Source organism: Azospirillum palustre, from assembly GCF_002573965.1.
Classification (GTDB): Bacteria; Pseudomonadota; Alphaproteobacteria; order Azospirillales; family Azospirillaceae; genus Azospirillum; species Azospirillum palustre.
Genome location: NZ_PDKW01000040.1, coordinates 665,338 through 690,005 on the forward strand (window position 1 = coordinate 665,338; position 24,668 = coordinate 690,005).

The window sequence follows — 24,668 nt, forward strand, 5'->3', positions numbered from 1 at the left end:
TTCCCCCACCCTCTGGAAATCACGCGCGCAACGCCTGGGAGAAGCTGTGCGCCGCCCCTTCCAGCCGCCTGGTCTCGCTGCCGAGCGATTGTGCGGAGGAGAACATGCTTTCCGCAACCATTCCGGCCTGTTCGGCTGCCTGTGCAACCTCGGAAATCGCGGCGCTGACCGCGCCGGCCGCACCGGCGGTCTCCTGAATGTTGCGGGCGATCTCGCGCGTTGCCTCGTCCTGCTGGGTAACGGCGTCGGCGATCTCCTGCGCCATGCGGCAGACCTGCCCCAGGCTGCCGCCGATGCCCTGGATGGCGTCGACCGCGCCGTCGGTGGCGCTGCGGATCGTCGCGATCTGCTGGGTGATGTCCTCGGTCGCCCGCGCGGTCTGGTTGGCGAGGTTCTTCACCTCCTGCGCCACCACGGCGAACCCCTTGCCGGCCTCTCCGGCCCGCGCCGCCTCGATGGTCGCGTTCAGCGCCAGGAGGTTGGTCTGGCTGGCGATGGCGTTGATCAGCCCGACGACCTCGCCGATGCGCTGCACCGCCTCGGCGAGGCTGGCGACGGTGGCGGAGGAGCGGTCGGCCTGTTCGACCGCCGCCGTGGTCATGGCGACCGAGCCCTGCACCCGCTGGCCGATCCCGGCGATGGAGGCCGACAGCTCCTCGGTGGCGGCGGCGACCGCCTGGACCGTTCCGGCGGTGCGGGCGGCGGCGGCGGAGACCTCCTGCGTGCTGCCGATGGTCCGGCTGGAGGAGGAGGCCAGATCCTGCCCGGTGCGGTGAAGCGTGCCGGCCCGCCCGGCCAGCGCGGCGGCCAGCGTGCCGATCTCCGCCTCGAAGGAACGGAGGTTGCGTTCCAGCGCCTCCTGGCGCCGGCGGGCCTCTTCGGCTTCGGCGCGTTCGCGGTCCCCGGCGGCGCGCAGCCGGACCAGCCCGTCGCGGAACACCTCGACGGTGCCGGCCATGGCGCCGATCTCGTCGCGGCGGCCGGCCAGCGGCACGGCGCCGTCCAGATCGCCGCCGGCCAGACGCTGCATATGGGCGGCAAGCCGGGCCAGCGGACGGACGATGCGGTGATGGGTGAACCACAGGAACAGGCCGGCGATGGCGACCAGCAGCACCAGCGCCACGCTGCCGCCGGTCAGCACCGTGCCGGTCAGGCCGGCGATGCCCTGGCGGTTGGCCTCGCCGAGAGCGGCGCGCGCCCGCGTCAGCTCGCCGTTCAGCGTCCGCATCGCCGCCACCGCCGGCGCGGTGTCGAGTGCGGCGATGCGGGCCAGCCGGTCGAGCGGGGTGTGCGCCGCCACCGCGGCCTCCGCCTCCGTCAGCTTGCCGTCCATTTGCGCCATCGCCGCGGCGATGCTGTCGAGGGCCTTTTCTTCCGCCACGCTCAGCGCGCCGGCATAGCGGTAGACCTCCAGATTGGCGGCAGCGGATTTCAGGCTCTGCCGGACGTCGGCGGCGCGGGCGGGATCGCCCGTCAGCAGATAGTCGCCGAAACGGTGGATCACCCCGCCGAAGCCCAGCGCGCCGCGCAGGTCGGACAGGGCGTCGGCCTTGGCCGCGGCGCCCAGGTCGTAGGCGTTCCAGCGCTCGTCGACCTGCCGGATCCCCTGCACGGTGACGAGGCTGACCGCCAGCACCAGGGCCAGCACGGCGACCAGCCCGGACGACAGCAGCCAGCCGAGCCGGGCGATCTGCCGGTGGGCGGAGAGCGGAACATTGTTCTGGCGGCTGTTCTGATGGCTGTTCGCGGCGGCGATCATTGACGGTCTCCCATCCGGCGGCGGCTGAGGTGAAGGAGCCAGCGGTCGACCGACAGCCGTCCGCCGCCGCGAACGATCAGGCCGGCGAGCAGCAGCATCCAGAAATAATGCTGCGGGTTGCTGAAGGCCGGGTTTGCCGCACCCAGCACGAACTGGATCGTCAGCGCCATCGCCAGCAGCGGCAGCGCCGCCAGCCGCGTCGCCAGACCCAGCACCAGCAGGACCGGCATGGTCAGCTCGGTGGCGGCGGCCAGCAGGGCGGCGATATCCGGCGGCAGCAGCGGCACCCGGTATTCCTCCTGGAACAGGAAGAGGGTGGCCGGCCAGTCGCCGACCTTCTGCAGGCCGGAGCGGAAGAAGATCGGCGCCATCGTCAGCCGGACGGCAAGGTCGAGCAGGGGGGCCGCATACCGGTCGAGCCATCCGGCGGCATGGTCGCGGAGGTCCGACAGCCGGGCGAGCCGGGCGGGGTGCTGCGCCCAGGAAGGCGTCCGAGGATGGGGCCGGGGATGGGGCCGGGGACTTGCGGGCGATGACGTCATGGGTCGTTCCCTTCGCGTCCGGTGAGGGAGGGAGGCCGGTCCAGCGCGAAGCCGGCCAGCAGCCGGTTCTGCAACAGCAGCGCCAGCAGGGATTGGAGGTCGGCGCCGGCAGTCGCCCCGTCCGCGGTGGCCTCGTTCAGGGTGGCTCCGGCCAGCAGCCCGGCGGCGAGCGCGCCGTCGGCCGCGGTCAGCCGGGTGCAGCGCACCTCGCCTGCGCCGCACTCGTCTCCGTCGCCGGGAACCCGGCCGATCAGGACCGCTTCCGGCAGGGGCGCCGGTGTCGCGGCGGCATCCTTCCACAGCGCATGGATGTTCCAGCCCGACCGCACCAGCCGCAGCGACGGGTGTGGCGCCAGCCGCAGGGAGCCCGCCTGGTCCGGCGGGATGGCGGCGAGCCGGGCGAGGTCGAGCGGTTCGGCGTCGGCGGCGAACAGCGCCTCGTGCATCGCCCAGTCGAGCCGGGCGAGGTCGGGCGCCCAGGCTGGGATTTCGGCGGCCGGTTCAAGATCGGCAAGCCAATCGGCGAAGCCGGCACCGTAGCTCCACAGCATCGGCAGGCGGGGCGGCGCCTCCGCCGCGAAGCGGCAGGCGAGCGCGGTGAAGGGCTGCTCGCCCAATCGGGAGCCCAGTACCCGGCGCAGGGTGGGGTGGGCATGGCCGAGAACGGCGGCCAGCGACCCCATCACCGTGTTGCGGTAGACCGCCAGCCGCCCGGCCGGCAAATCCGGGCGCAGGGCACCGGCGACCGCCGGATCGCCGTGCAGCAGATAGGCGGCGAAGTCGCGCTGAAAACCAGCAAGTTTCGCGTCAGCCGGCACGATGGACCTCCACGATCTTTGCCGGCGTCTGGACTTGCCGCATCCGGGCATCGAGCAGCCGCTGAGCCCTGCCCGCCTCGGCCAGAAGCCCGTCGAGCGGCGGCAGGTCGTTGTCCCATTCGATCAGCACCGGCCGCGGGCCGATGCGGTCCAGCACCTCGGCACAGAGCGCCATCACCGGCTCGCCGACCGCGCTGCCATGGTCGTCGATCAGCAGTTCCTCGCCGCCGAGTGTCATGCGGGCGTGACCGGCCAGATGCAGTTCACCGACCGCCTCGGCCGGGATGGCGTCGAGCCATACCGACGGGTCGAAGCCGAGATTGACCGAGGAGACGTAGAGGTTGTTGACGTCGAGCAGCAGGCCGCAGCCGGTGCGGGCGGCCAGTTCCGCCAGGAATTCGGCTTCGGGAATGGCGCTGTCGGCGAAGGCGAGGCAGGCCGCCGGATTCTCGACCAGGATGCGCCGGCCGAAAGCGTCCTGGGCGTGGTCGATGTTGCGGCGGACCCGGTCCAGGCTGTCCTCGGTATAGGGCAGCGGCAGCAGGTCGTTGAGGTAGGTGGCGTCGGTGACGCTCCAGGACAGATGTTCGGAGATCAGCCCCGGCTCCAGCCGGTCGTAGAGGGCGCGCAGCCGCATCAGATGGTCGGGGTCCAGACCGCCGGCACTGCCCAGCGACAGGCCGACGCCGTGGCAGCTTACGGCCATGTCGCGGCGGACCCGCAAAATGCCGGCCAGACGCGGGCCGCCGGGAACCAGATAGTTTTCCGGATGGATCTCGATCCAGGGGATGGGCCAGGGGATTGAGCCGCCGGCCGCGACGAACGCCTCCCGATGCGGCTCGCGCAGGCCGACGCCGGCGGCGACCGGCACCGGCCGGGGGAGCGTGGAGGGCGCCGCCGCGGCCATCGCCTCAGCCCTTCTTCTTGGTGTTGGCGCCGTCGAACGGCTTCAGCGATCCCATTTCCTCGGCACAAGTGCCGGCCTTCACCAGTTTCCAGTCGCCGCCGTCGAAGGTCAGGTTGCTGTTGCCGGCGCAGGAATGCAGGCCCTTGGCATGGGCGCAGCCATTCTCGCCCGGCTTGGAGATGCCATAGCATTTCTCCATGTTGGACTGCGCGGCGGCCGGGCCGGCCATCAGGGCCAGGGCACCGGTAAGCGCGCCGGCCAGCGCGCCGGCGATGGGGAGCAGGGCCAACGTCTTCGCGGGGGTCTTCGCGGCGGTCTTGGTGGCGGTCATGGTCGTGTTCCTCCGTTGCGGGATGACTGGGGTTTTGGAAAGGTTGGCGCCGGTCAGGACGCCGGGACGCGGTCGTGCAGCAGATCGACGAGCGCCTGCGGCTCCGGGCGTTGGGTGAAGTCGGCGTCGATGGCGGCGAAGCGCACGACGCCGCTTGGCGACAGCAGGTAGGTTGCCGGGATCGGCAGCTGCCAGGGCTCTCCGGGCGGACGGCCCTGGCGGGCGTTGAAGTCGAGGCCGCGGTCGCGGTAGAGATCGCGCATCTCGTCGGGCACACGGAAGACGAGGCCGTAGCTGCGGGCCACCATCGCCCCCTGGTCGGACAGGATGTCGAAATCCAGCGCGTTGCGCTCCGCCAGCGTCAGGCTGTGGTCGGGCAATTCGGGCGACACCGCCACCAGCCGGGCGCCCCCGGCGGTCAATTGCGGCAGCGCCAGCTGCATGGCCCTGAGCTGGGCGCAACAATAGGGACACCACTCGCCGCGATAGAACAGCAGGACGACCGGCCCCCGTTCCAGCGTCTCGTAGAGGGAGACAGTGCGGCCCAAATGGTTCGGCAGGGCGAAGTCGGGAGCCTGAAGTCCGGGGCGCAACGCCCCCAGCTCGACCCCGCGCGCCTTCAGATCGGCAATGACCCGGTCCATCATCGCCATCACCCCCGGTGGCAGGGTCTTGCCGGCCTGCGCCCGGATGTTGCGGAGTTGGCGTTGAAGACGCATTGGGAAATTCCCTGTCGGCGTGTCCGGTGAGCCGATCCTGTCAAAAGCCGGACTTGCGAAACATATGGGGACACGCACAATATCTTTGCGCAGAACGCAAGAATGCGCACGGGCCGAATGGACGCGGAGGACGGCATGGACCGGCTGGACGATCTGACGGTGCTGGTCGAGGTGGTGGACAGCGGCAGCCTGTCTGCGGCGGCGGAGCGGCTGGGTCTCTCCGCGTCGGCGATCAGCCGGCGCATCGCCCAGATGGAGAACCGGCTGGGCACCCGCCTGCTGGCGCGCACGACGCGGCGGATCGCGCTGACCGACGCCGGCGCCACCTTCTGCCTGCGGGCCCGCGCCATCCTGGCGGCGCTGGACGAAGCGGAACAGTCGCTGACCGAGATGGGTGAGGAGCCGCGCGGCACCCTGCGCATCACCATGCCGGTGATGTTCGGGCAGATGCGGGTGGCGCCGCTGCTGGCCTCCTATCTGCGCCGTTATCCCGGCGTGTCGCTGGAGGTCAGCCTGAACGACCGCGTGCAGCGGCTGGTCGAGGATGGGTTCGACCTGGCGATCCGCGCCGGACGGCTGGCCGACTCCAGCCTGATCGCCCGCCGGCTGCGGCCGTTGCGCCGCCATGTGGTGGCCAGTCCGGACTATCTGGAGCGGCGTGGCGTACCGCAGGCGCCGGCGGATCTCGTCCGTCATGAGTGCCTGACGCTGCTGTCGGGTTCCGGCCGGACGGAATGGGAATTCATGGTCGGCGGCCGGCGCGAGATCCTGCGGCCGTCCGGCAGTTTCCAGGCCGACAGCCTGTGGCTGCTGCGCCATGCCGCGGTGGGCGGGCTGGGGCTGGCGCGGCTGGCCGACTTCATCGTCGAGGAGGACATCCGCGCCGGCCGCCTCGTCCCGCTCCTGTCCGATCTGGAGGTGACGGACGAGGCCATCCATGTCGTCTACCCGGCGACCCGCCACGTCTCGCCGAAGGTGCGCAGCTTCATCGAGCATCTGCTCGCCGGACTGAACAAACCGGACTCAGCCGACCCGATCGACACCTCCGGCGCTTGAGACTGCAACAGGCCGCGTTTCCCAGAGAGAATCATGTCAGCTCCGTATGGGTCGATTGTGGAATGGGACCTGTCGGATGGGGACAGGAACAGCGCTGTGCCTTGCGTCAGGCGACGGCGGGCTTGCTCCACTCGTTGCCCTTCATGAAGGCGTCGAGCGGCGTATGGGTGATGTGGTTGGTGTAGTTGCTCATCACCTTGGTGGCGACGCCGAGCACGACCTCCAGCACATTGCGGCGGGTGAAGCCGGCCGCCAGGAAGGCATCGACGTCCGCGTCGGCGACCCAGCCGCGATTGCGCACCACCAGCGTGGCGAAGCGGTGCAGCGCCTCCAGCCGGGCGTCGGGCAGTTCGCTGCCGGCGCGCAGCGCGGCGATCACGTCCTCGCCCATCTTCTGCATCCGGGCGAGCGTGGTGTGGCCGGCCATGCAGTAGTGGCACTCGTTTTCGAAATTGGCGGTCAGATAGACGACCTGCTGCTCATGCGTGGTGAGCGTGGTCTTGGAGAACAGCTCCCACAGTGCCGTGTAGCCGGCCAGCAGTTCCGGCGATTCCGCCATATAGGACTGCAGGTTGGGCACGAAGCCGAAAGCGGCCTTCACGCCCTCGAAAATCGGCTTTGCGGCATCCGGGGCGGTGTCGAGGGTGTGGCTGGTGAACTGGGTCATGGTGTCGGTTCCTTGTTCCGTCGGTTGCGTTCGACGGGACGGACCCTGACCCATTGCAGGGGCGGCGCGTAGGCGGGCCGCGCGACTAATGCCTATGCCTCCTGGGAATGATCGCGGCTGGACCGGCGTTCATCCAACTCGGCGTCCTCCGCCGGCGCCCCTTCGCCGTTCACGATGCCGGCGACGAACTCCGCGAAAGCGCGCGCCTTGGTGCTGGCCAGCCGCCCGGTGGGGAAAACCGCCCACAAATCGATTGGCGGCAATGTCCAGTCTTCGAGCACCCGCTGCACCGACCCGTCGGCAAGCTCGGGACCGAACATCCAGTCGGACGCGACCGCCAGCCCCAGATCGGCCAGAACCGCCGCCCGGATTCCTTCCGCCGCGCTGACCCGCAGCCGGCCGCGCACCACGACCGACGCTTCGGTTCCGCCCTGACGGAACGCCCAACTGTTGCTGAGCTGGCTATAGACCACCGCGTCATGATCGGCGAGGTCGGCCGGGGTCCGCGGCACGCCCGCGCGGGCAAGATAGGCGGGCGTCGCCACGACCGAGCGGCCACCGCTGGCGATCCGCCGCGCCACCGCCGTCGAATCCGACAGCATGCCCATGCGCAGCGCGACGTCGATCCCCTCGGAAACCAGATCGATCACCCGGTCGTCCAGGATCACCTCCATGTCCAGGTCCGGATGGCGGCTCAGGAATTCGGGCAGGCGCGGCACGATCAGCAGCCGGGCGAAGGTGGTCGCGGCGGAAATGCGCAGCCGGCCCGACAGCCCGGCACCGGCGCCCCGTGCCTCCAGCTCCGCTTCATCGGCTTCCCGGATGGCGAGCCGGGCGCGCTCATAGAATCGAAGCCCCGCTTCGGTGGGCGTCAGGCCATGCGTCGAGCGCAGCAGCAGGCGCACCTGCAACCGCTCCTCCAACTGCGCGATTGTCTTGGAGATGGCCGGCTGCCCCACCCCCAACTGCCGGGCGGCAGCCGAGAAGGAGCCGGTCTCCACCACCCGCACAAAGCTGGCCATCGCCTGCAATCGGTCCATCGTTATTCCTGACAGGAATTTCCGTTATCGCTCCGGCCGGTCTGCCGCCCGGAGATTGGAATGGCGATAACTCTCCCATCGGCGGCGACGCTGCAAGGGAAGACCGCGAAGGACTGGGAGCCGTCGACGAGATCGTGCCCGCCGGCCAGTCGCTCGCCCGCTCCGCCGCCGCGAACGGTCGATCCGCATTTTCCCTCCACTCCCCACGACGATGGAGATCCCCATGTCGCTTCAGGACAAGCTCGACGCCTTCAAGGCCGATTTCCAGGCGGGCAAGCCGCCCTACAATGTCCCCCGCCCGGTGATCGAGACGATGCACCGCGCCACCGCCGAACTGATCGCCTCGGGCGCCGCCGGCCGTGCGCTCAAGGCCGGGGACAAGGCCCCCGCCTTCACGTTGAACGATCCCGACGGCAAGGCGGTGTCGTCCACCGCCCTGCTGGCGGAGGGGCCGCTGGTGGTCAGCTTCTACCGCGGCGTCTGGTGCCCCTACTGCAACATGGAGCTGCAGGCGTTGCAGGCGGCGTTGCCGACCTTCCAGTCGTTCGGTGCCAATCTGGTCGCCATTTCGCCGCAGACGGCCCCGAACAGCCGCAAGTCTGTGCGCCAGAACGCGCTCGGCTTCCCGATCCTGTCGGATCCGAACAACGACGTCGCCGCCGCGTTCGGCCTGCGCTTTGCGCTGCCCGATTATCTGGTCGAACTGTACAAGGGGCTGAAGAACGACCTGCCGGCGTTCAACGGCGACCCGAGCTGGACCCTGCCGATGCCGGCCCGCTTCGTCATCGGGCAGGATGGCACGGTCCTTTACGCCGAGGTCAACCCGGACTACACCCGCCGCCCCGAACCCGAGGACATGCTGCCGGCCCTGCGCGGCGCCGGCCGGACGGCGGCCGCCTGATCTCCGGCGATCGCAACCTCGGACTGCCATTGCGGTTCACCATCTCAGGAACCGGCGTCCGGCGAGACAACCCGCAACCCCCATGACGAGGATAGCGGCGGAATACCAAGCCGCCACGAAAAGCGGACTGTCGTCGGGGCAGTGCATCGCATAGAAAGTCGCCGCGATGCCGCCCGCCGCCAGACCCGCGAACCCGCCCGCCAGCGCCGGCCGCTCCGGAGCGCCCCGCCGCATCGCGGCGATCAGGAGGGCAAGCGGCCCAATGGCCATCAGAGGGATCAGGATCAGGCAGAAGCCGGCGTTGGAGCCGACGAGGCGGGATTGCCAAAGGCTCGCCGGAACCTGATGAAGCTCCAACGCGACCGCAGTCGCCAGGAGGACCGGAACGGCGCCAAGCACCAGCCGCCAACCGCCGGCCGCCATTCCCGGCCGGCTCAGGCGCAGGGCGACGCCCAGGGCGCCCAGGGCCAACGGCATCGTCGCGACGAACTTGAACAGGAAACTTGCGCTCTCCGCCGCCCGTCCGATGTCCGGCCGGATCCCGATCACGGCGAGGAAGATGCCGCCGGCAACGAGAATGCTCAGCAGGGTCGCCGTCAGGAAGGCCGTACCGAAGCCGAAACGCGGCGGCGGGTCGAGCGCCAGCCGGTCGATCAAATCCTCTGTCCTCATGTCGACTGGATCCGGCACAGCTGCGCCAGGGACTTCAGCGCCCGGTGCAGCGCGACGCGCACTGCGCCCTCGGTCATCTTGAAGCGGTTGGCGGTTTCGCGGATGCTGTCGCCATCGATGGAGATCGAGCGGACGATGTCCTGCTGCCGCCGCTTCAGGGTGGCCAGATGGCTGTCGATGTCCAGCTGCGCCAAGCCCCCGGCCTGCTCCTCGGCCGCCAACGTGTCCATGACGTCCTCAATCGGCACATTCGTCCGCCGGCCCCTCCGGCGCAGCGCATCGATGATCTTATTGCGGACGATCGCCCCGATCCAGGGACCGATCGGCCGTGACGAATCCCAGCTCCCACGCTTGAGATGGATCGCCAGCAGAACCTCCTGCACGATGTCCTCGGTCTCGCTGTCCGGCGCGCCCAGCGTCCGGCAGCGCGACCGCGCCATCGCCCGCAGATGCGGAGTGATGCAAAGCAGGAACTGGCGGTAGGCAGCGGAATCGCCTGCGAGCGCCATGCGCATCAGGTCCGCCCATTCCTGCTCCAATCCCTGGTCCCACATGCTCGTCCCCCGGTCCGGATGCGATGACGGTCAGGCCGAGGCTTCATTGTATTGCACCCGATCCGAATCGCGAAATCACCGTCGGTCACAAAGGCGTGATCGGCAGGACGCCGGCCTGCGTGCCCATCCGGCTTCCGGTTTCCGGTTTCCGGCGTCCATTCGTTTCGCCCGCGCAGACTTTGTAACGAACCGGTGCTTCGCGGCGTAAGGACCTGAAAGGGGATACTCCCGGCCAGGATGGACCGGTCTCCCCGCCCCAGCGAATGCGGAGATCGGGAATGCCGCCGAGAAACATCCATGGCGCACGGCGCAACGAGGGACGCCCGTCCTCAACGGCGGGAGATGGCGACGTGGATGATGTCGTCGTCGGCGATCGCGGCGCCGTCGGCCTCTTTCCAGCTGGGAAGGGAGGGGAAGTCCTTCCTGGGAATGTCCAGCACATTCAGGTGCCGCGCGAGGATCGCCACCGTCTCGATGGGGATGCCGACCAGACGCCCGCCATGGCCGAACCAGTCGTCGCACCGCGACACCAGCACGATCCTGCCGTTCGGCATCCGAACCACCTCCGTCACATGGCCAAGCGTACGGTCGTCCTCGTCGAGCAGGGGAAGCCCCCGCAGATCGCCGACCCGGACTTTCTGCGGGAAGCGCCGCTTCATCCGCTCCTCCGGCGTCGAGCTGTCCGCCGCGGGCTGCGTCTGGGTGTGGGCTCCCCCCTCCGCTCGCCTGGGCCTGGCATCGTCGGCATGGGCCGGGCTTCGGATCGGGCCCAGTGTCATCGCAGCGAGAAGAAGAACAGCCATGGTGGATCGCATGATGATGCCTCATGGAAATCTGGAAGACTTGAACAAAAAAATAGACCAGTTACGGATGTGCGTCAATATTCGCCGTAGAAAAGAAAATATCTCATATGTAAACATGAGGAATGCCGAAAATGAAATATTCCAGATTTATGCATCCGCTTGCGGTCAGGCTGATGCATTGGACGAACGCGGCGGCGATGATCATCATGATCATGAGCGGATGGAAGATCTACAACGACGAGGTTCTGTTCGGCTTTCTGCATTTCCCCGAGGAGATCGTGCTCGGCATATGGGCGCAGCACGCCCTGCAATGGCACTTCCTGGGCATGTGGATCCTGGTGCTGAACGGGATCGCCTATCTGACCTACGGCGTCCTGTCCGGCCGGTTCCGCCGGCTGTTCTTCCCCATATCTCCGGGTGACCTGGTCCGCGAAGCCCTGGCCGCCCTGAGATTCCGGCTCAAGCATGCCGACCTCACCCGGTACAACGCCGTCCAGAAGAGTCTCTATGTCGGCGTGATCCTCGTGGTGGCGCTTCAGGTCGTTTCCGGCCTCGCCATCTGGAAGCCGGTGCAATTCTCTTTCCTCGTGTCGCTCTTCTACGACTTCCAGGGGGCGCGTCTGGCCCATTTCGCCGGAATGACGGCCATCGTGCTGTTCGTCCTGGTCCATGTCTCGCTGGCGATCCTGGTGCCGCGGACCCTTCTCGGCATGCTGACCGGCGGACCGCGCCTCGATGCCGACCGGGAGACTCCGGTGGCGCCCTCCCAAGCCTCGAACCCGTGACGGATGCCGACCATGCCTCTGCGCCGCCCGTTCACCTCGCTCTTCCGGCCGCAACGCGGACCGGACCAGAGCGTCCTCACCGAACACCGCGGACTCGTCGAGACGATCGACCGCCGCAAGCTGCTGCGCGGCACCCTCAGCCTCGGCGCCCTGACGATGCTGACCGGTTGCAACATCTCCGACCGCGATGCCGTCCAAACCGTTCTCCGGGCTGTGTCCGGTTTCAACGACGGGGTTCAGGCCCTGCTGTTCGATCCGAACAGGCTGGCACCGACCTATGCCGCGTCCCAGGTCGTGAAGCCGCCGCGCTTCAACGCCTATTACGAGATCGAGGATCTGAAGCCGGTCGACATCGGCGGCTGGAACCTGGAGCTGAGCGGACTGATCGCCGACAAGCGGCCCTGGAGCCTGGAGCGGATTTACGCCCTGCCGGAACAGGAGGAAATCATCAGGCACATCTGCGTCGAGGGCTGGGATTACATCGGCCAGTGGTCGGGCCCCAACCTCCGGGATTTCCTCACAAGGGTGGGGGCGGACCTGAGCGCCAGATACGTCGTCTTCCACGGGAACGACGATTACATGGAGAGCATCGACATGCCCTCGGCTCTGCACCCCCAGACCATTCTGGCCACCAAATATGCGGGCGAGCCGATCACCGATCCCTTCGGCTTTCCTCTGCGCCTGCGCACGGCGGTGAAGCTCGGCTTCAAGAACCCGAAATGGATCCGTGCCATCGAGGTCACCAACAGCTATTCACCCGGTTTCTGGGAGAAGCAGGGCTTCAACTGGTTCAGCGGGCTTTGACCATGCCGGAAGCCGGATAAATCGTGCCTTCGCTGTCCCTTGTCGCCCTCTGCATCGCGACCGGCCTTGTCCTGTGGATGGCCAGCGGCTACGCGCTCGCGCGGTCGCTGGCGTTCGACCGTGCCGTCGCCTTGGCGCTGGCGCCCGTCCTGGGCTGGGCGGTGCAGAACGCCCTGGCCCTGCTGCTCTCGCTCGTCGTCGGATTCTCGCCGGTTGCGACCGTCGGCGCCGTGGCCCTGATCTGTGCGGCCGGGCTCCTGCGGGTCCGTCGAGACGGCAGCGGGAGCGACCATCGCATCCCACCCCTCACCCTGTGGGTCTGTCTCGCCGCCGCCGTCATGGCGGCCGGACCGGCGCTTGCGGTGCTGCCGAAATTCATCGGCGACGGCGTCGCCGTGGCGCCGGCACTCTTCGATCACGCGAAGATCGCGCTGATCGACCAGATCGTCCGGGAGGGCGTCCCGCCGGTCAACCCGGTCTATGGCGGGGCGGAGGCGCCGGCCGGGGTCGCCTACTACTATCTCTGGCAGTTCGGCGCCGCACAGCTTGCCCAACTCACCGGCGCGACCGGCTGGGAGGCCGACGCGGCGGCAAGCTGGCTGACCGCCTTCTCGACCCTGCTGCTGATGGCCGGGCTCGCCCGTCGGTTCAGCGGCCGCACCCTCGCCTCTTTCCTCGCGATAGGCCTCAGCGGCCTGGGTTCGCTGCGGCCGGTCCTGGCCGCAACGGTCGGCGAGGAGACGCTCGCACACTGGCTCCAGCCTGCCACCGGGCTCGCCGGATGGCTGTTCCAGACAAGCTGGAGCCCGCACCATGTCCAGGCCGCGGGCTGCGTCGTGGTGGCGGCGATGACCATGGTCCGGCTCGCCCGGCAGCCCGGAGCGCTCACGACCGTCACCCTGGCGCTGCTGGCGGCGGCGGCCTACGAGAGTTCGATCTGGGTCGGCGGGGTGGTCTTCGCCCTGGCCGCCGCCGGATGCGCCCTTTTCCTGGCTCGCTCCCGCCCGGCTCGCTCCCGCCCGGCCGGCGGGGCGGGAACCTTCCTCCTGCTCGGCGGCATCGCGGCGGTCGTCGCCCTCGCCATCGCCTCCCCGCTTCTGGTCGAGCAGTATCGCAGCGCCGTCGCCCGGGGTGGCGGCCGTCTCATCGCCATCGATCCCTTCGAAGTGCTGGGGCCTGCCCTGCCCCAGCCGCTCGGCCGGGTGCTCGACCTGCCGGCCTACTGGCTGGTGCTGCTGGTCGTCGAGTTTCCGCTCGTCTATCTCGCGGGGGCCATCGCTCTCGCGCGGATGGCGGCGCGGCCGGATAAGCGGCCGGATACGGGGCCGGATACGGGGCCGGATGGCCCGCTCGTCCGCGCCCTCGCCATCCTGGCGGCGGCCAGCCTCGGCACGGGCTGGCTGCTCGTCAGCACAACCGGTGTGAACAACGATCTCGGCTGGCGCGCTGTGCTGCCCGGCCTGATGGTGCTGACGGCCGCCGCCGGGGCCGGGCTGGCCCGCTGCATGGAGCGGCGGGCGGCGCTCCCTTTGGTCCTGGCGATGGCTGCCGCGACGGCGACCCTGCCCGACGGGCTGCGCCTCGCCGCCGAAAATCTGGCGGGCAAGCCCTCCCCCTCGGCCACCGCGTTCGCGCGGTCGCCGGCCCTGTGGCAGGCGGTCCGGCGCCATGCGCCGCCCGACGCACGGGTCGCCAGCAACCCCGCCTTGTTCGCCGACATGACGCCCTGGCCGGTGAACCTGTCCTGGGCGCTGTTCGCCGACCGCCGCTCCTGCTTCGCCGGGAACGAACTGGCCATCGCCTTCGCCGCCCTGTCGTCCGAGCGGCGGACGGCGGTCGCCGAGCAGTTCCGGCGGGTCTTCGCCGGTGACGGGACGCCGGACGACATCCGGGCGCTCGCCCGGACCCATCGCTGCGACGTGGCGGCGGTCACGGTCTTCGACGGCGCCTGGAGCCATGACCCCTTCGCGGCAAGCCCCGTCTACCGCCTCGCCGAAACCGAACCCGGCCTGTGGCGGATCTACGTTGCCGGCCCCCGGATGGCAGGCAACTGAACACGGCCCCGAAATAAATCCGGCCGGGCTGTAACGACGGGCCGCCGACCACCGTATCCCCCCATGAGCCATCCGTTCCGCCCCACCATCACTCCCCATCACCCCCCATCGGCGACCACCGGAGCAACATCCTGAGGCCCTCAATCTTGACGCCACGCACACCGATGCCACGCACGCTGACGGCGCGGGCCCTGGGCGCCGGCCGTTCCCTGGCCGCCTCGCTGACGCCGCCCATCGACGTGAGCGCCACCTACATGCGCGACGCGGACAATGGCTACAGCTCCGGCCACGTCTACGGGCGCAAGGACAACGCGTCGGTCCAGCAGGCGGAGCGTCAGATCGCCGACCTGGAACATGCCCGCGAGGCGCTGCTCTTCGGCTCGGGCATGGCGGCCGCCACCACCCTGTTCCTGGCGGCATCGCCCACCCACATCGTCGCTCCGCAACACATGTATTGGGGGCTGCATGTCTGGCTCGCCGAGGCCCACCGCTACGGGCACGAGGTGACCTTCGCCGACATGGCCGACCTCGACGCCGTCGGCCGCGCCATCCGGCCGGGCCGCACCGGCATCGTCTGGATCGAAACGCCGAGCAACCCGCTCTGGACCGTCACCGACATCGCCGCCGTCGCCGAACTTGCGCACCGCGCGGGTGCATTGGTCTGCGTCGATTCCACGGCGGTGACGCCGGTGTTGACCCGGCCGCTCGACTGCGGCGCCGACATCGTGATGCATTCCGCGACCAAATACCTCAACGGCCACTCCGATGTGGTCGCCGGCGCCCTGGCGGCCTCGGCCCCATCGGGTTTGTGGGACCGGATCGCGGCCATCCGCGACCAGCACGGCACGACGCCCGGTCCGTTCGACGCCTGGCTCCTGATGCGCGGCCTGCGGACGCTCGACCTGCGGGTGCGCGAGCAGAGCCGCAGCGCGGCAACCCTGGCCGGCCGGCTGACCGGCCATCCGGCGCTGTCCGCCGTGCTCTATCCCGGCCTTGCCGGCCATCCCGGCCACGCCATCGCCGCCCGCCAGATGTCCGGCGGCTTCGGCGGCATGCTGTCCATCCGCGTCAGGGGCGGGGCGGCGGCGGCAGTGAAGGTGGCCGCCAATGTCCATCTCTGGCGGCGGGCGACCTCCTTCGGCGGCATCGAAAGCCTCATCGAGCACCGGTCCTCGATCGAGGGCCAGGGATCGCCCTGCCCCGACGACCTGCTGCGCCTGTCGGTCGGGCTCGAAGACCCGGACGACCTGTTCGGCGACCTGGAGCAGGCGCTCGCCCCCATCAGCTGATCGACCCTCCCTCATTCCGGCGGAGACCCGGCCCATGACGACCATAGCGGTGGCCATCATCTGCAAGACGCCCAGACCCGGCAAATCCAAGACCCGGCTGTCGCCGCCTCTGCCGCCGGAGGAGTGTGCCGAAATCTCCGGCTGCTTCATCGCCGATCTGGCCGCGACCATCGCCGGCCTGTCGGAGGGGGGCGACGCGCCCGGCTATGCGGTCTATACCCCGGTGGGCTCCGAAGAGGAGCTGCGGCACCTGCTTCCCGACGGATTCGGGCTGGTCCCCCAGGGCGAGGGGGATCTCGGCCGGCGGCTGGACCGGGGGATCACCGACCTGCTGGCGCAGGGCCATGCCGGCGCCATCCTCGTCAACTCCGACAGCCCGACGCTGCCGCGCCACATCCTCCGCGCCGCGGTCCAGGCGCTCAAGTCCGGCGACAACGCCGTCATCAGCCCGGCACTCGATGGCGGCTACACGCTCATCGGCCTGTCGCGGCCCCATCCCGGACTGTTCGCGGACATCCCCTGGAGCACCGGCACGGTCTACAGTCTGACGCTTGAACGGGCGCGCACGCTCGGCGTTCCGGTGATATCGCTCGATCCCTGGTACGACGTGGACGATGCCCGGTCCTACGCCATGCTGGAGGATGAGCTCGACGGCCGGCCACCGCCCTTCTCCGCCGCGGGCCGGCCGGTGCAGGAGGCGCCACGCACCCGCGCGTTCGTGCAACGCCGCCGGACGGCGATGGCGTCATGAGCAGCGCGCCGCCGCTTGAAACCGTGGCCGTCGTCATCCCCTGCCTCGATGAGGAGGACTCCATCGCCGAGGTGGTGCGGGAGGCGATGGCCGAGGGCGTCGGCGAGGTCATCGTCGTCGACAACGGTTCCACCGACCGGACCGCCGAGCGGGCCGCCGCCGCGGGCGCCCGTGTCGTGGCCCAGCCGGCGCGCGGCTACGGCCGCGCTTGCGCCGCCGGGCTGGCCGCCGTCCGGCCCGGAACGGAGATCGTCTGTTTCCTCGACGGCGACGGCAGCGACGTGCCCGGCTTCATCCCGCAGATCGTCCGGCCGGTCGCCGACGGCGAGGCGGACTTCGTCATGGGCTCGCGCCTGCGCGGGCGGCGTGAGCGCGGCTCGATGACGCCGCAGCAGATCGTGGCGGGGCGGATCGCCGGGGCGCTGCTGCGGCTGACCTACCGGGTCCGCTTCACCGACATGTCGCCCTTGCGAGCGATGCGGGTCGACAGCCTGCGCGCGCTGGGCATGACCGAGGAAACCTACGGCTGGAACCTGGAGATGCAGATGCGGGCGGCAGCCGGCCTGCGCTGCCGGGAAATCCCGGTCGATCACCGGTGCCGGCGCGGCGGCCGGTCGAAGGTGTCCGGCAACCTCGCCGCCGGCCTGTCCGCCGCCTGGAAGATCGCGACCACCTTCCTCCGCCTTGCATGGCGGCAGCCCGCCGACGCCAAGCCCACCGACGCCGAAGGCCGGCCGGCGCAGACCATGGTTCGGAGGTAAAGACATGCGCGTTCTCCTCACCGGCGGGGCCGGTTTCATCGGCGGGCATGTGCTGGCCGAGCTTCTGCGCCGGAACCACGAGGTGCGCGTCCTGGACTCGCTGCGTCCCGACGTGCACCCCACCCCATCGGCCTGGACGGTGCCGGCCGGCGTCGAGGCGCTGATCGGCGACGTGCGCGACGCCGCGATCCTCGACCGGGCCGTCGCCGGTGTCGACGCCGTCGTTCATCTCGCCGCCAAGGTCGGGCTTGGCGTCGCCATCGGCGACATGCCCGACTACGCCTCCTCCAACGAGGTCGGCACGGCCGAGCTTCTGGTGGCGATGGCCCGCGCCGGCGTATCCCGTCTGACGCTCGCCAGTTCGATGGTGGTCTATGGCGAGGGCTTCGGCCATTGTGCCGAGCATGGACGGGTCCGGCCGGCGCCGCGGCTGGAAAGCGCGCTGGTGCAGCAGCGGTTCGAGCCGCCCTGCCCGCTGTGCGGCCAGCCGCTCGAAAACCTGCTCGTCGCCGAGGACACGCCGTTCGACCCGCGCAACGCCTATGCCACCAGCAAGGCGGCGCAGGAATTCTACGCCGCCAACTGGGCGCGGTCGACCGGCGGTACGGTCGCGACGATGCGCTATCACAATGTCTACGGGCCCGGCATGCCGCGCGACACCCCCTATGCCGGCGTCGCCTCGATCTTCACCTCCGCGCTGCGGCGCGGCGCGGCTCCGCGGGTCTTCGAGGATGGCCGGCAGAGACGGGACTTCGTGCATGTCCGCGATGTGGCCTCGGCCACCGTCGCCGCCTGCGAAGGACAGACGACCGGGGTCGCGGCCTACAATGTGGGATCCGGCACGCCACGCACGGTCGGCGACATGGCCGAGGCGCTGTCCAGGGCGCTGAACGGCCCGCCTCCCGTGGTGACGGGGCAGTACCGGCTGGGCGACGTGCGTCACATCACCGCCGATTCCTCGCGGCTGCGCAACCGCTTCGATTGGCGCCCGCGCATCGGGTTCGCCGAGGGCATGGCGGAACTCGCCCATCTCGACCCTGCGTCACCCGGTGCCATGGTGCGCCTCCCATGAGCCGCACCATATTGCTCGGCCTGATCCTGACCAGCGTGACGCTCAACGCGTCCGCGCAGATCATGCTGCGCTGGGGCGCCCGGCAGGGATTCGGCGCAAGCGATCCATTGGGAACCGGAAGCCTCGCCGTCATGATCCGGCACCCGGCCATCCTCGGCGGGCTCGCCTGCTACGGCTTCAGTCTGCTCGTCTGGCTCAGGGTGCTGAGCAGGGCGGATGCGTCGTTCGCCTATCCTTTTCTCGCATTCGGCTTCGCTCTCGTCGCTCTCGCCGGCTGGTGGGTGCTCGGTGAGCCGATGACCGTTCGCCGCCTGGTTGGAACGACGATCATCGTGGCTGGGGTGATCGTGCTTGCGGGGGAGTGATCGTATGGCGATGACTGAACCGCGTCGGGTTTTCCGAAGGCCCCCTCTTCCGAGAAACCGGGGTCGTCATGACGAGGCAGGCATCACCGGAATAAGCCCCTGAAGTCCGCGAACTTGCGCTTCGGATGGTGTCGGGCACGACGGCGGGCATGCCTTTCCTTGACCATTGTAGCGTCTACCCCTACCCTCCGGCCCGGTTCATGCTGGGGAGGGGACGGTGAAGGGCGACGAGTTGCGGACCCATCGGGAAACGAAAGGGCTGTCGCAGTCCGAGTTCGCCGTCTGGCTGAACGAACGGCTGCAGCGCCGCTACGACAAGCAGAAGATCAGCCGCTGGGAAAATGACGCGGAGCGCATCCCGGCGGCGGTCGATGCACTGATGACGCGCGAAATCAACGGGCCGGAGCCGGAAAGGCTGGGCGGTCCGGCGCTGGTCGTCGTCGTAGCGAACCAGAAGGGCGGCTGCGCCAAAACGGTGTCGGCGGTGAACATCGCCTCGGCCCTGGCGATCAAGGGCTACGCCACCATGCTGATCGACTGCGATCCGCAGGCCAATGCCACCCAGCATCTCGGCATCGATTCCTACACCATGGAGACGGAGGGCAAGACCCTCTACTACGTCATGCATGGCGATCTGGAGCTGGACGACATCCTCGTCACCGTGCCGGAAAGCGGCCTGCGCGTCGCCCCCTCCTCCATCCGCCTCGCCGAGACCGAGGTGGAGCTGGGCAAGGAGGCCGGCGGCGACTTCATCATGAAGGAGAAGATCGCCGCGGCGAAGCGCAGCTTCGACTTCATCGTCATCGACACGCCTCCCAACATCGGCGAGCTGACCAAGAACGCCATGGTCGCCGCCCACACCGCGGTCATCCCCTGCCAGACCGAGAAGTTCAGCCTGCTCGGCATGGCCTTCCTCTTGGAAAACGTCACCAAGATCCGCCGCCGGATGAACACCGGCCTGTCGGTGCTCGGCATCGTGCCGACCATCTTCAAGCAGCGCGAACGCAACGACCGCGAGGTTCTGGAGCAGATCCACGAGGAATACGGCCCGCATCTGCGGGTGTTCGATCCGGTGCCGAAGGCGTCGGTCTATGCCCAGGCGACCTCGGTCGGCCGTGCGGCGGTGGAAGCGATGCCGGACGTGGCCGGCGCCGCCGTCTACCGCGATGTCGCATCCGCCCTCGCCGAGGAACGCACCGCCCGCATCAAGGAGGTCGACCGTGTCGCGTAGTCTTCTCGGCAAGGCAACCAAGCCGGCGCAGAGCGCCACCGCAGCCGCCAGGATGAAGGACGCCCTGTTCGGCCTCAGCCGCCATGCGCCGCATCTGGTGGAGGTGCCGGTCGACCGCATCGCCCCCAACCCGAACCAGCCGCGCCGCGAGTTCGACGAGGAGGAGTTGCGCGGCTTGGCATCCTCCATCGAGCGCCACGGGCTGCAACAGCCCATCGGCGTGCGCCAGACCGCCGACGACCGCTGGCAGCTGGTCTATGGCGAGCGGCGGCTGCGGGCGATGCGGATGCTGGGGCGGGAGACCATCTTCGGCATCCTGTTCACCGGCGACGACGACGAGGAGATCGCCATCGTCGAGAACCTCCAGCGCAGCGACCTGAACCCGCTGGAGGAATCGGACGCGCTGGCCCGGCTGGCCGAACGGCACGGCTACTCCCACCGCCAGCTTGCCGAGGCGCTGGGCCGCAAGAAGACCTACGTCACCATGATGCTGTCCTTCCAGCGCCTGGCCCCGGCGATCCGCGAGGATTATCCCCTGCTGCGCCCGACCAAGGCGAAGCTGGAGGCGCTCGCCGCCATCGACGACCGGGACGAGCAGCTCCGCGCCTGGGAGAAGCTGAAGCGCGCCGAGATGGGCCCCCTGCCCGCCTCCCCGGCGGCACCCGCCGCCGCTCCGTCCAGGCGCGAACCGGTCAGTGCGCCCGCCGGCATCGCCTCCAGCGCCCTGCCCGCCCGGACCGCCAAGCCGGTGTTCCAGGCCCGCGACGTGCTGCGGGAACTCCAGGCCAAGCCGCAGTCGCTGTCCGACACCGACCGTCAGGCGCTGGCCGACATGCGCAGCGCCATCGACGCGATCCTGGCCGCGGCCGGGCAGTAGCACCGGTCGGAATCCGACCACCCGTCTTGCAGTGGTCGGATTCCGACCGGGATCACGCCCTCTCCCACCTAACCTCCCTCTCCCCCCCGGGGAGAGGGTCGGGGTGAGGGGGACCCACAGGGTGGATTACCGGGAAACATTGCAACGTCCCGATCGTTGAAGATCCTCCCTCCGCATCCCCCTCACCCTAACCCTCTCCCCGGGGGGGAGAGGGGATCTCACCCCCTCACCGCCCCTCCCCTCTCCCGTCCGCCAGCCAATGCCCGATGGGCTTCTGCGGGGTGTCGGACACCTCGCTCCAGCCCGGGGGCACGCCATGCATGTCGGGCAGGCGGTGGGCGATGCCCTTGTGGCAGTCGATGCAGGTGCGCTCGCCTGTGAACAGATACTGTTCGTGGATGCGCGCCGCCCGTGCCCCCTGCTTGGTGATGTCCATCGAATCCGCGCTGTGGCAGTTGCGGCATTCCAACGAGTTGTTGGCCTTCAGCCGCGCCCATTCATGCTCGGCCAGTTCGCGGCGTTTCGCGACGAACTTGTCGCGGGTGTCGATGGTGCCGAAGATCTTGCCCCAGACCTCCTTCGACGCCTGCATCTTGCGGGCGATCTTGTCGGTCCACTGGTGCGGCACATGGCAGTCGGGGCAGGTCGCCCGCACGCCCGACCGGTTGGTGAAGTGGATGGTCTGCTTCAGCTCCTCATAGGGGTTGGCCTGCATCTCGTGGCAGCCGATGCAGAAGGCCTCCCGGTTGGTCGCCTCCAGCGCGGTGTTGAAGCCGCCCCAGAACACCACGCCGGCGATGAAGCCGCCCAGCGTCAGGAAGCCCAGGCTGAAGGTCCGGCTGGGGCTGGAGAAGGTCCGCCACGCCGTCTTCACCGAGACCGGGATGCGCGCCCTCATGGACGGTCCCCCCGGTCCGACGGCCGGCTGACCAGGGTGTCCAAATCCTTGAACATGTTGGGTACGATGGGCTGCGCCGTGGTCTGCGGCACATGGCACTGCATGCAGAAATACCGCCGCGGCGACACGGCCCCCAGCGTCTGGCCCTCGCGGTCGACGTAATGGGTGATGCTGACCATCGGCGCCTGCACCGCCTCGGTGAAGCGGCGGCTGTGGCAGGTCAGGCACTGGTTGTTGTTCAGGGTGATCTGATAGTCGCGGACATTGTGCGGGATGACCGGCGGCTGTTCGGGGTAGTTGCGGGCGACGCGGCGGTCATCGGTGACGTCCGGCGGGATCGGCGGGGCAGGGTTCTGCTCGACGAAATTCAACGGCGGGCGGAAGGGCGAGTCCAGCCGCAGCGGCGGCCCGCCCTGGTTCGCGTTCTGCGCCGAGAGCACCGCCGGCACGAGGAAGGGCAGGGCCGCCAGCGCGGCGAGGTGATGGGGACGCATGGCTCAACTCCTCCCTCACACGGCCACGATCCTGGCGGCGCATTTCTTGAAGTCGGTCTGCTTGCTGATCGGGTCGGTGGCGTCCAGCGTGCATTTGTTGATCAGCCGGGCGGAGTCGAACCACGGCACGAACACCACCCCGCGCGGCGGCTTGTTGCGCCCACGTGTCTCGACCCGCGTGATCATCTCGCCGCGGCGGGAGACCACCTTCACCTCCGATCCGCGGCGCAGGCCCCGTGCCTTGGCGTCGTCGGGGTGCATGAAGACCAGCGCCATCGGCATCGCCTTGTACAGTTCCGGCACCCGCATGGTCATCGACCCGCTGTGCCAATGCTCCAGCACGCGCCCCGTCACCAGCCACAGGTCGAACTCCCGGTCGGGCACCTCGGCCGGCGGCTCGTAGGGGAAGGCGAAGACATTCGCCTTGCCGTCGGGATTGCCGTAGAAGCGCACCTGCTCCCCCGCCTTCACGAACGGGTCGTGGCCCTCGCGGTAGCGCCAGCGCGTCTCCTTGCCGTCCACCACCGGCCAGCGCAGGCCGCGCACCTGATGATAGCGGTCGAAGGGCGCCAGATCGTGACCGTGCCCACGGCCGAAATCGGCATACTCCTCGAACAGCCCCTTCTGGACGTAAAAGCCGAAAGCCCGCGATTCGTCGTTGGCATAGTCGGGATCGATCTCCGACACCGGGAAGCGGTCCACCGTCCCGTTGCGGTACAGCACGTCGAACAGGGTCTTGCCGCGATAGGACGGGTTGGCGTCCAGCACCGCCGCCGGCCACACCTCGTCGGTGGTGAAGCGCTTGGAGAACTCCATCAGCTGCCACAGGTCCGACCGCGCCTCCCCCGGTGCGGTGACCAGCTGGTGCCAGAAATGGGTGCGGCGTTCGGCATTGCCGTAGGCGCCCTCCTTCTCCACCCACATCGCCGCCGGCAGGATCAGGTCGGCGGCGGACGCGGTGACGGTGGGGTAGGCGTCCGACACCACGATGAAATTGTCGGGGTTGCGGTAGCCGGGATAGGTCTCGTTGCCGCTGTTGGGCGCCGCCTGGAGGTTGTTGTTCACCATGATCCAGTAGGCGTTCAGCTTGCCGTCCTTCAGCATGCGGTCCTGCTGGACGGCGTGATAGCCGATCTTGGCCGGCAGCAGATCCTTGGGCAGCTTCCACGCCTCCTCGGTGTGGGCGCGGTGGGTCGGGTTGGTCACCTGCATGTCGGCGGGCAGCCGGTGGGCGAAGGTGCCGACCTCGCGCGCCGTGCCGCAGGCCGACGGCTGCCCGGTCAGCGAGAAGGGGCCGTTGCCCGGTTCGGAGATTTTTCCGGTCAGCAAATGGATGTTGTAGGCCATGTGGTTGGCCCAGACGCCGCGGACATGCTGGTTGAACCCCATGGTCCACAGCGACATCACCTTGACCTTCGGATCGGCATACAGCTCGGCCAACGCCTCCAGCCGCTCCTTCGGCACGCCGGTCAGCTCCGCCGTATAGTCCAGCGTGTAGGTGCTGACGAATTTGGCGAAGGCGTCGAAGTCGATGGGCTTGGAATCGGTGGGGTCCTTGGCGTTGGCCGCCCGCACCTCCAGCACGCTTTCCGGCCGCAGCCCATAGCCGATGTCCGTCTGGCCGAGCCGGAAGTTGCAGTGCTTCTCGACGAACTCCCGGTTCACCCGGCCGGTCTGGATGATGTGGTTGGCGATGTAATTCAGGATCGCCAGATCGGTGCCCGGCGTGAAGATCATCGGGATGTCGGCCAGTTCGAAGCTGCGATGCTCGAAGGTCGACAGCACCGCCACCTTCACATGGTTGTGGGCCAGCCGGCGGTCGGTGATGCGGGTCCACAGGATGGGGTGCATCTCCGCCATGTTGGAGCCCCACAGCACGAAGGCGTCGGCATTCTCGAAATCGTCGTAGCAGCCCATCGGCTCGTCCATGCCGAAGGTGCGGATGAAGGCGACGGCGGCCGACGCCATGCAGTGGCGGGCATTGGGGTCGAGGTTGTTGGTGCGGAAGCCGCCGCGCATCAGCTTGGACGCCGCATAGCCCTCCCAGATCGTCCATTGGCCGGAGCCGAACATGCCGACGGCGTCGGGCCCCTTCTCCTTGATGACCCGCTTCCACTGGCGCGCCATCTCGTCGAAGGCGCGGTCCCAGGACACCGGCTGGAACTCGCCCTCCTTGTGGTACTGCCCGTCGCGCATGCGCAGCAGCGGCTGGGTCAGCCGGTCCTGCCCATAGAGGATCTTGGACAGGAAATAGCCCTTCACGCAGTTCAGCCCGCGGTTCACCTCGGCCTGCATGTCGCCATGGGTGGCGACGACGCGGTTGTCCTTGGTCGCGACCATCACGCCGCAGCCGGTGCCGCAGAAGCGGCAGGGCGCCTTCGACCATTTCAGCGTGGCGTCCTCCCCCGCCACCAGGGAACTCTGCGCTGCGGCCGGCAAACTGAGGCCCCCGGCAGCCGCGGCGGCGGCCACCGCCTGTGCCTTGATGAAGTCGCGACGGTCCAACATGGGCGTCCCC

At 69.0% G+C, this 24,668-nt stretch carries 26 protein-coding genes; 12 read left to right on the forward strand and 14 right to left on the reverse strand.

Going from position 1 to position 24,668, the window contains the following annotated elements; genetic code table 11:
• Positions 1-19 precede the first annotated feature (19 nt).
• Genes CRT60_RS37040 through CRT60_RS12840 form a run of 6 tightly spaced genes read right to left on the reverse strand, consistent with a single transcriptional unit; the run spans position 20 to position 5,076 of the window.
• A complete protein-coding gene (locus CRT60_RS37040) occupies positions 20-1,759 on the reverse strand; it encodes a methyl-accepting chemotaxis protein (RefSeq protein ID WP_244592451.1) in 1,740 nt (579 codons plus the stop codon).
• Positions 1,756-2,301 carry a DoxX family protein gene (locus CRT60_RS12820; protein WP_244592452.1) on the reverse strand — a complete coding sequence of 182 codons (546 nt, stop codon included), beginning with the start codon at positions 2,299-2,301 and terminating at the stop codon, positions 1,756-1,758. The genes CRT60_RS37040 and CRT60_RS12820 overlap by 4 nt, the downstream gene beginning before the upstream one ends.
• Positions 2,298-3,119: an HvfC/BufC N-terminal domain-containing protein gene (locus CRT60_RS12825; protein ID WP_098736779.1), complete on the reverse strand. Its 822-nt coding sequence runs from the start codon at positions 3,117-3,119 to the stop codon at positions 2,298-2,300. The genes CRT60_RS12820 and CRT60_RS12825 overlap by 4 nt, the downstream gene beginning before the upstream one ends.
• Positions 3,109-4,026 carry an MNIO family bufferin maturase gene (bufB, locus tag CRT60_RS12830; RefSeq protein WP_098736780.1) on the reverse strand — a complete coding sequence of 306 codons (918 nt, stop codon included), beginning with the start codon at positions 4,024-4,026 and terminating at the stop codon, positions 3,109-3,111. The genes CRT60_RS12825 and bufB overlap by 11 nt, the downstream gene beginning before the upstream one ends.
• Before the next feature lie 4 nt (positions 4,027-4,030).
• A complete protein-coding gene (locus CRT60_RS12835) occupies positions 4,031-4,357 on the reverse strand; it encodes a BufA1 family periplasmic bufferin-type metallophore (RefSeq protein WP_098736781.1) in 327 nt (108 codons plus the stop codon).
• Between the two features lie 53 nt (positions 4,358-4,410).
• Positions 4,411-5,076 carry a peroxiredoxin-like family protein gene (locus CRT60_RS12840; protein ID WP_244592453.1) on the reverse strand — a complete coding sequence of 222 codons (666 nt, stop codon included), beginning with the start codon at positions 5,074-5,076 and terminating at the stop codon, positions 4,411-4,413.
• A gap of 102 nt (positions 5,077-5,178) precedes the next feature.
• Here CRT60_RS12840 and CRT60_RS12845 point away from each other — a divergent pair, with 102 nt between their 5' ends.
• On the forward strand, positions 5,179-6,132 hold the full coding sequence (locus CRT60_RS12845; protein WP_244592454.1) for a LysR family transcriptional regulator: 954 nt from the start codon (positions 5,179-5,181) through the stop codon (positions 6,130-6,132).
• Positions 6,133-6,238: 106 nt separating this feature from the next.
• On the opposite strand, the gene CRT60_RS12850 is transcribed toward CRT60_RS12845, so the two are convergent.
• Together CRT60_RS12850 and CRT60_RS12855 are read right to left on the reverse strand one after the other, a co-directional pair.
• Entirely contained in the window at positions 6,239-6,799 is a 561-nt protein-coding gene (locus tag CRT60_RS12850) for a carboxymuconolactone decarboxylase family protein (RefSeq protein WP_098736783.1), read from the reverse strand.
• Between the two features lie 92 nt (positions 6,800-6,891).
• A complete protein-coding gene (locus CRT60_RS12855) occupies positions 6,892-7,839 on the reverse strand; it encodes a LysR family transcriptional regulator (RefSeq protein WP_098736784.1) in 948 nt (315 codons plus the stop codon).
• A gap of 223 nt (positions 7,840-8,062) precedes the next feature.
• On the opposite strand from CRT60_RS12855, the gene CRT60_RS12860 reads away from it, so the two are divergent.
• A complete protein-coding gene (locus CRT60_RS12860) occupies positions 8,063-8,740 on the forward strand; it encodes a peroxiredoxin-like family protein (RefSeq protein ID WP_098737018.1) in 678 nt (225 codons plus the stop codon).
• 36 nt (positions 8,741-8,776) lie between these two features.
• Here the strand turns inward: CRT60_RS12860 and CRT60_RS12865 are convergent, their stop codons facing one another.
• The 3 genes from CRT60_RS12865 to CRT60_RS12875 form a co-directional block, all read right to left on the reverse strand.
• Complete coding sequence (locus tag CRT60_RS12865) at positions 8,777-9,412, reverse strand: NrsF family protein (protein WP_098736785.1); 636 nt, start codon at positions 9,410-9,412, stop codon at positions 8,777-8,779.
• Positions 9,409-9,966, reverse strand: coding sequence for a sigma-70 family RNA polymerase sigma factor (locus CRT60_RS12870; RefSeq protein ID WP_098736786.1), 558 nt, complete (start codon positions 9,964-9,966; stop codon positions 9,409-9,411). Before CRT60_RS12870 ends, CRT60_RS12865 begins: the two co-directional genes overlap by 4 nt.
• Before the next feature lie 329 nt (positions 9,967-10,295).
• Positions 10,296-10,769 carry a PRC-barrel domain-containing protein gene (locus CRT60_RS12875; RefSeq protein WP_161958041.1) on the reverse strand — a complete coding sequence of 158 codons (474 nt, stop codon included), beginning with the start codon at positions 10,767-10,769 and terminating at the stop codon, positions 10,296-10,298.
• A 149-nt stretch (positions 10,770-10,918) separates the two neighbouring features.
• Between CRT60_RS12875 and CRT60_RS12880 the strand changes: the two genes are divergently transcribed.
• From CRT60_RS12880 to CRT60_RS12925, 10 genes are all read left to right on the forward strand, one after another.
• Positions 10,919-11,554: a cytochrome b/b6 domain-containing protein gene (locus CRT60_RS12880; protein WP_280177223.1), complete on the forward strand. Its 636-nt coding sequence runs from the start codon at positions 10,919-10,921 to the stop codon at positions 11,552-11,554.
• 12 nt (positions 11,555-11,566) lie between these two features.
• Positions 11,567-12,358 carry a molybdopterin-dependent oxidoreductase gene (locus CRT60_RS12885; RefSeq protein WP_098737019.1) on the forward strand — a complete coding sequence of 264 codons (792 nt, stop codon included), beginning with the start codon at positions 11,567-11,569 and terminating at the stop codon, positions 12,356-12,358.
• A gap of 23 nt (positions 12,359-12,381) precedes the next feature.
• A complete protein-coding gene (locus CRT60_RS12890; protein WP_098736789.1) occupies positions 12,382-14,412 on the forward strand; it encodes a hypothetical protein in 2,031 nt (676 codons plus the stop codon).
• A 146-nt stretch (positions 14,413-14,558) separates the two neighbouring features.
• On the forward strand, positions 14,559-15,701 hold the full coding sequence (locus CRT60_RS12895; protein WP_244592456.1) for a trans-sulfuration enzyme family protein: 1,143 nt from the start codon (positions 14,559-14,561) through the stop codon (positions 15,699-15,701).
• A gap of 34 nt (positions 15,702-15,735) precedes the next feature.
• Positions 15,736-16,452, forward strand: coding sequence for a TIGR04282 family arsenosugar biosynthesis glycosyltransferase (locus CRT60_RS12900; RefSeq protein ID WP_098736791.1), 717 nt, complete (start codon positions 15,736-15,738; stop codon positions 16,450-16,452).
• Positions 16,449-17,213 (forward strand): glycosyltransferase family 2 protein, encoded by a 765-nt coding sequence (locus CRT60_RS12905; protein ID WP_193548422.1) that lies wholly within the window; start codon positions 16,449-16,451, stop codon positions 17,211-17,213. Before CRT60_RS12900 ends, CRT60_RS12905 begins: the two co-directional genes overlap by 4 nt.
• 4 nt (positions 17,214-17,217) lie before the next feature.
• Entirely contained in the window at positions 17,218-18,285 is a 1,068-nt protein-coding gene (locus CRT60_RS12910; RefSeq protein WP_098736792.1) for an NAD-dependent epimerase/dehydratase family protein, read from the forward strand.
• Positions 18,282-18,650, forward strand: a complete 369-nt coding sequence (locus tag CRT60_RS12915; RefSeq protein WP_098736793.1) for an EamA family transporter — start codon at positions 18,282-18,284, stop codon at positions 18,648-18,650. Before CRT60_RS12910 ends, CRT60_RS12915 begins: the two co-directional genes overlap by 4 nt.
• 217 nt (positions 18,651-18,867) lie before the next feature.
• On the forward strand, positions 18,868-19,881 hold the full coding sequence (locus tag CRT60_RS12920; RefSeq protein WP_098736794.1) for an AAA family ATPase: 1,014 nt from the start codon (positions 18,868-18,870) through the stop codon (positions 19,879-19,881).
• Positions 19,871-20,758, forward strand: coding sequence for a ParB/RepB/Spo0J family partition protein (locus CRT60_RS12925; RefSeq protein WP_244592457.1), 888 nt, complete (start codon positions 19,871-19,873; stop codon positions 20,756-20,758). The genes CRT60_RS12920 and CRT60_RS12925 overlap by 11 nt, the downstream gene beginning before the upstream one ends.
• 226 nt (positions 20,759-20,984) lie before the next feature.
• On the opposite strand, the gene CRT60_RS12930 is transcribed toward CRT60_RS12925, so the two are convergent.
• From CRT60_RS12930 to napA, 3 genes are read right to left on the reverse strand one after another with little or no spacing between them, the layout of a single operon-like run.
• Entirely contained in the window at positions 20,985-21,656 is a 672-nt protein-coding gene (locus CRT60_RS12930) for a cytochrome c3 family protein (protein WP_098736796.1), read from the reverse strand.
• Positions 21,653-22,150 (reverse strand): nitrate reductase cytochrome c-type subunit, encoded by a 498-nt coding sequence (locus CRT60_RS12935; RefSeq protein ID WP_098736797.1) that lies wholly within the window; start codon positions 22,148-22,150, stop codon positions 21,653-21,655. Before CRT60_RS12935 ends, CRT60_RS12930 begins: the two co-directional genes overlap by 4 nt.
• Positions 22,151-22,165: 15 nt before the next feature.
• Complete coding sequence (gene napA / locus CRT60_RS12940; protein ID WP_098736798.1) at positions 22,166-24,658, reverse strand: periplasmic nitrate reductase subunit alpha; 2,493 nt, start codon at positions 24,656-24,658, stop codon at positions 22,166-22,168.
• Positions 24,659-24,668 lie beyond the last annotated feature (10 nt).

Bases quoted from the DNA above. Each gene is read 5' to 3' on its own strand.
- CRT60_RS37040 (WP_244592451.1), bottom strand. From the start codon at position 1,759: ATGATCGCCGCCGCGAACAGCCATCAGAACAGCCGCCAGAACAATGTT.
- CRT60_RS12820 (WP_244592452.1), bottom strand. From the start codon at position 2,301: ATGACGTCATCGCCCGCAAGTCCCCGGCCCCATCCCCGGCCCCATCCT.
- bufB (WP_098736780.1), bottom strand. From the start codon at position 4,026: ATGGCCGCGGCGGCGCCCTCCACGCTCCCCCGGCCGGTGCCGGTCGCC.
- CRT60_RS12835 (WP_098736781.1), bottom strand. From the start codon at position 4,357: ATGACCGCCACCAAGACCGCCGCGAAGACCCCCGCGAAGACGTTGGCC.
- CRT60_RS12840 (WP_244592453.1), bottom strand. From the start codon at position 5,076: ATGCGTCTTCAACGCCAACTCCGCAACATCCGGGCGCAGGCCGGCAAG.
- CRT60_RS12845 (WP_244592454.1), top strand. From the start codon at position 5,179: ATGCGCACGGGCCGAATGGACGCGGAGGACGGCATGGACCGGCTGGAC.
- CRT60_RS12850 (WP_098736783.1), bottom strand. From the start codon at position 6,799: ATGACCCAGTTCACCAGCCACACCCTCGACACCGCCCCGGATGCCGCA.
- CRT60_RS12855 (WP_098736784.1), bottom strand. From the start codon at position 7,839: ATGGACCGATTGCAGGCGATGGCCAGCTTTGTGCGGGTGGTGGAGACC.
- CRT60_RS12860 (WP_098737018.1), top strand. From the start codon at position 8,063: ATGTCGCTTCAGGACAAGCTCGACGCCTTCAAGGCCGATTTCCAGGCG.
- CRT60_RS12865 (WP_098736785.1), bottom strand. From the start codon at position 9,412: ATGAGGACAGAGGATTTGATCGACCGGCTGGCGCTCGACCCGCCGCCG.
- CRT60_RS12870 (WP_098736786.1), bottom strand. From the start codon at position 9,966: ATGTGGGACCAGGGATTGGAGCAGGAATGGGCGGACCTGATGCGCATG.
- CRT60_RS12875 (WP_161958041.1), bottom strand. From the start codon at position 10,769: ATGGCTGTTCTTCTTCTCGCTGCGATGACACTGGGCCCGATCCGAAGC.
- CRT60_RS12880 (WP_280177223.1), top strand. From the start codon at position 10,919: ATGCATCCGCTTGCGGTCAGGCTGATGCATTGGACGAACGCGGCGGCG.
- CRT60_RS12885 (WP_098737019.1), top strand. From the start codon at position 11,567: ATGCCTCTGCGCCGCCCGTTCACCTCGCTCTTCCGGCCGCAACGCGGA.
- CRT60_RS12900 (WP_098736791.1), top strand. From the start codon at position 15,736: ATGACGACCATAGCGGTGGCCATCATCTGCAAGACGCCCAGACCCGGC.
- CRT60_RS12905 (WP_193548422.1), top strand. From the start codon at position 16,449: ATGAGCAGCGCGCCGCCGCTTGAAACCGTGGCCGTCGTCATCCCCTGC.
- CRT60_RS12910 (WP_098736792.1), top strand. From the start codon at position 17,218: ATGCGCGTTCTCCTCACCGGCGGGGCCGGTTTCATCGGCGGGCATGTG.
- CRT60_RS12915 (WP_098736793.1), top strand. From the start codon at position 18,282: ATGAGCCGCACCATATTGCTCGGCCTGATCCTGACCAGCGTGACGCTC.
- CRT60_RS12930 (WP_098736796.1), bottom strand. From the start codon at position 21,656: ATGAGGGCGCGCATCCCGGTCTCGGTGAAGACGGCGTGGCGGACCTTC.
- CRT60_RS12935 (WP_098736797.1), bottom strand. From the start codon at position 22,150: ATGCGTCCCCATCACCTCGCCGCGCTGGCGGCCCTGCCCTTCCTCGTG.
- napA (WP_098736798.1), bottom strand. From the start codon at position 24,658: ATGTTGGACCGTCGCGACTTCATCAAGGCACAGGCGGTGGCCGCCGCC.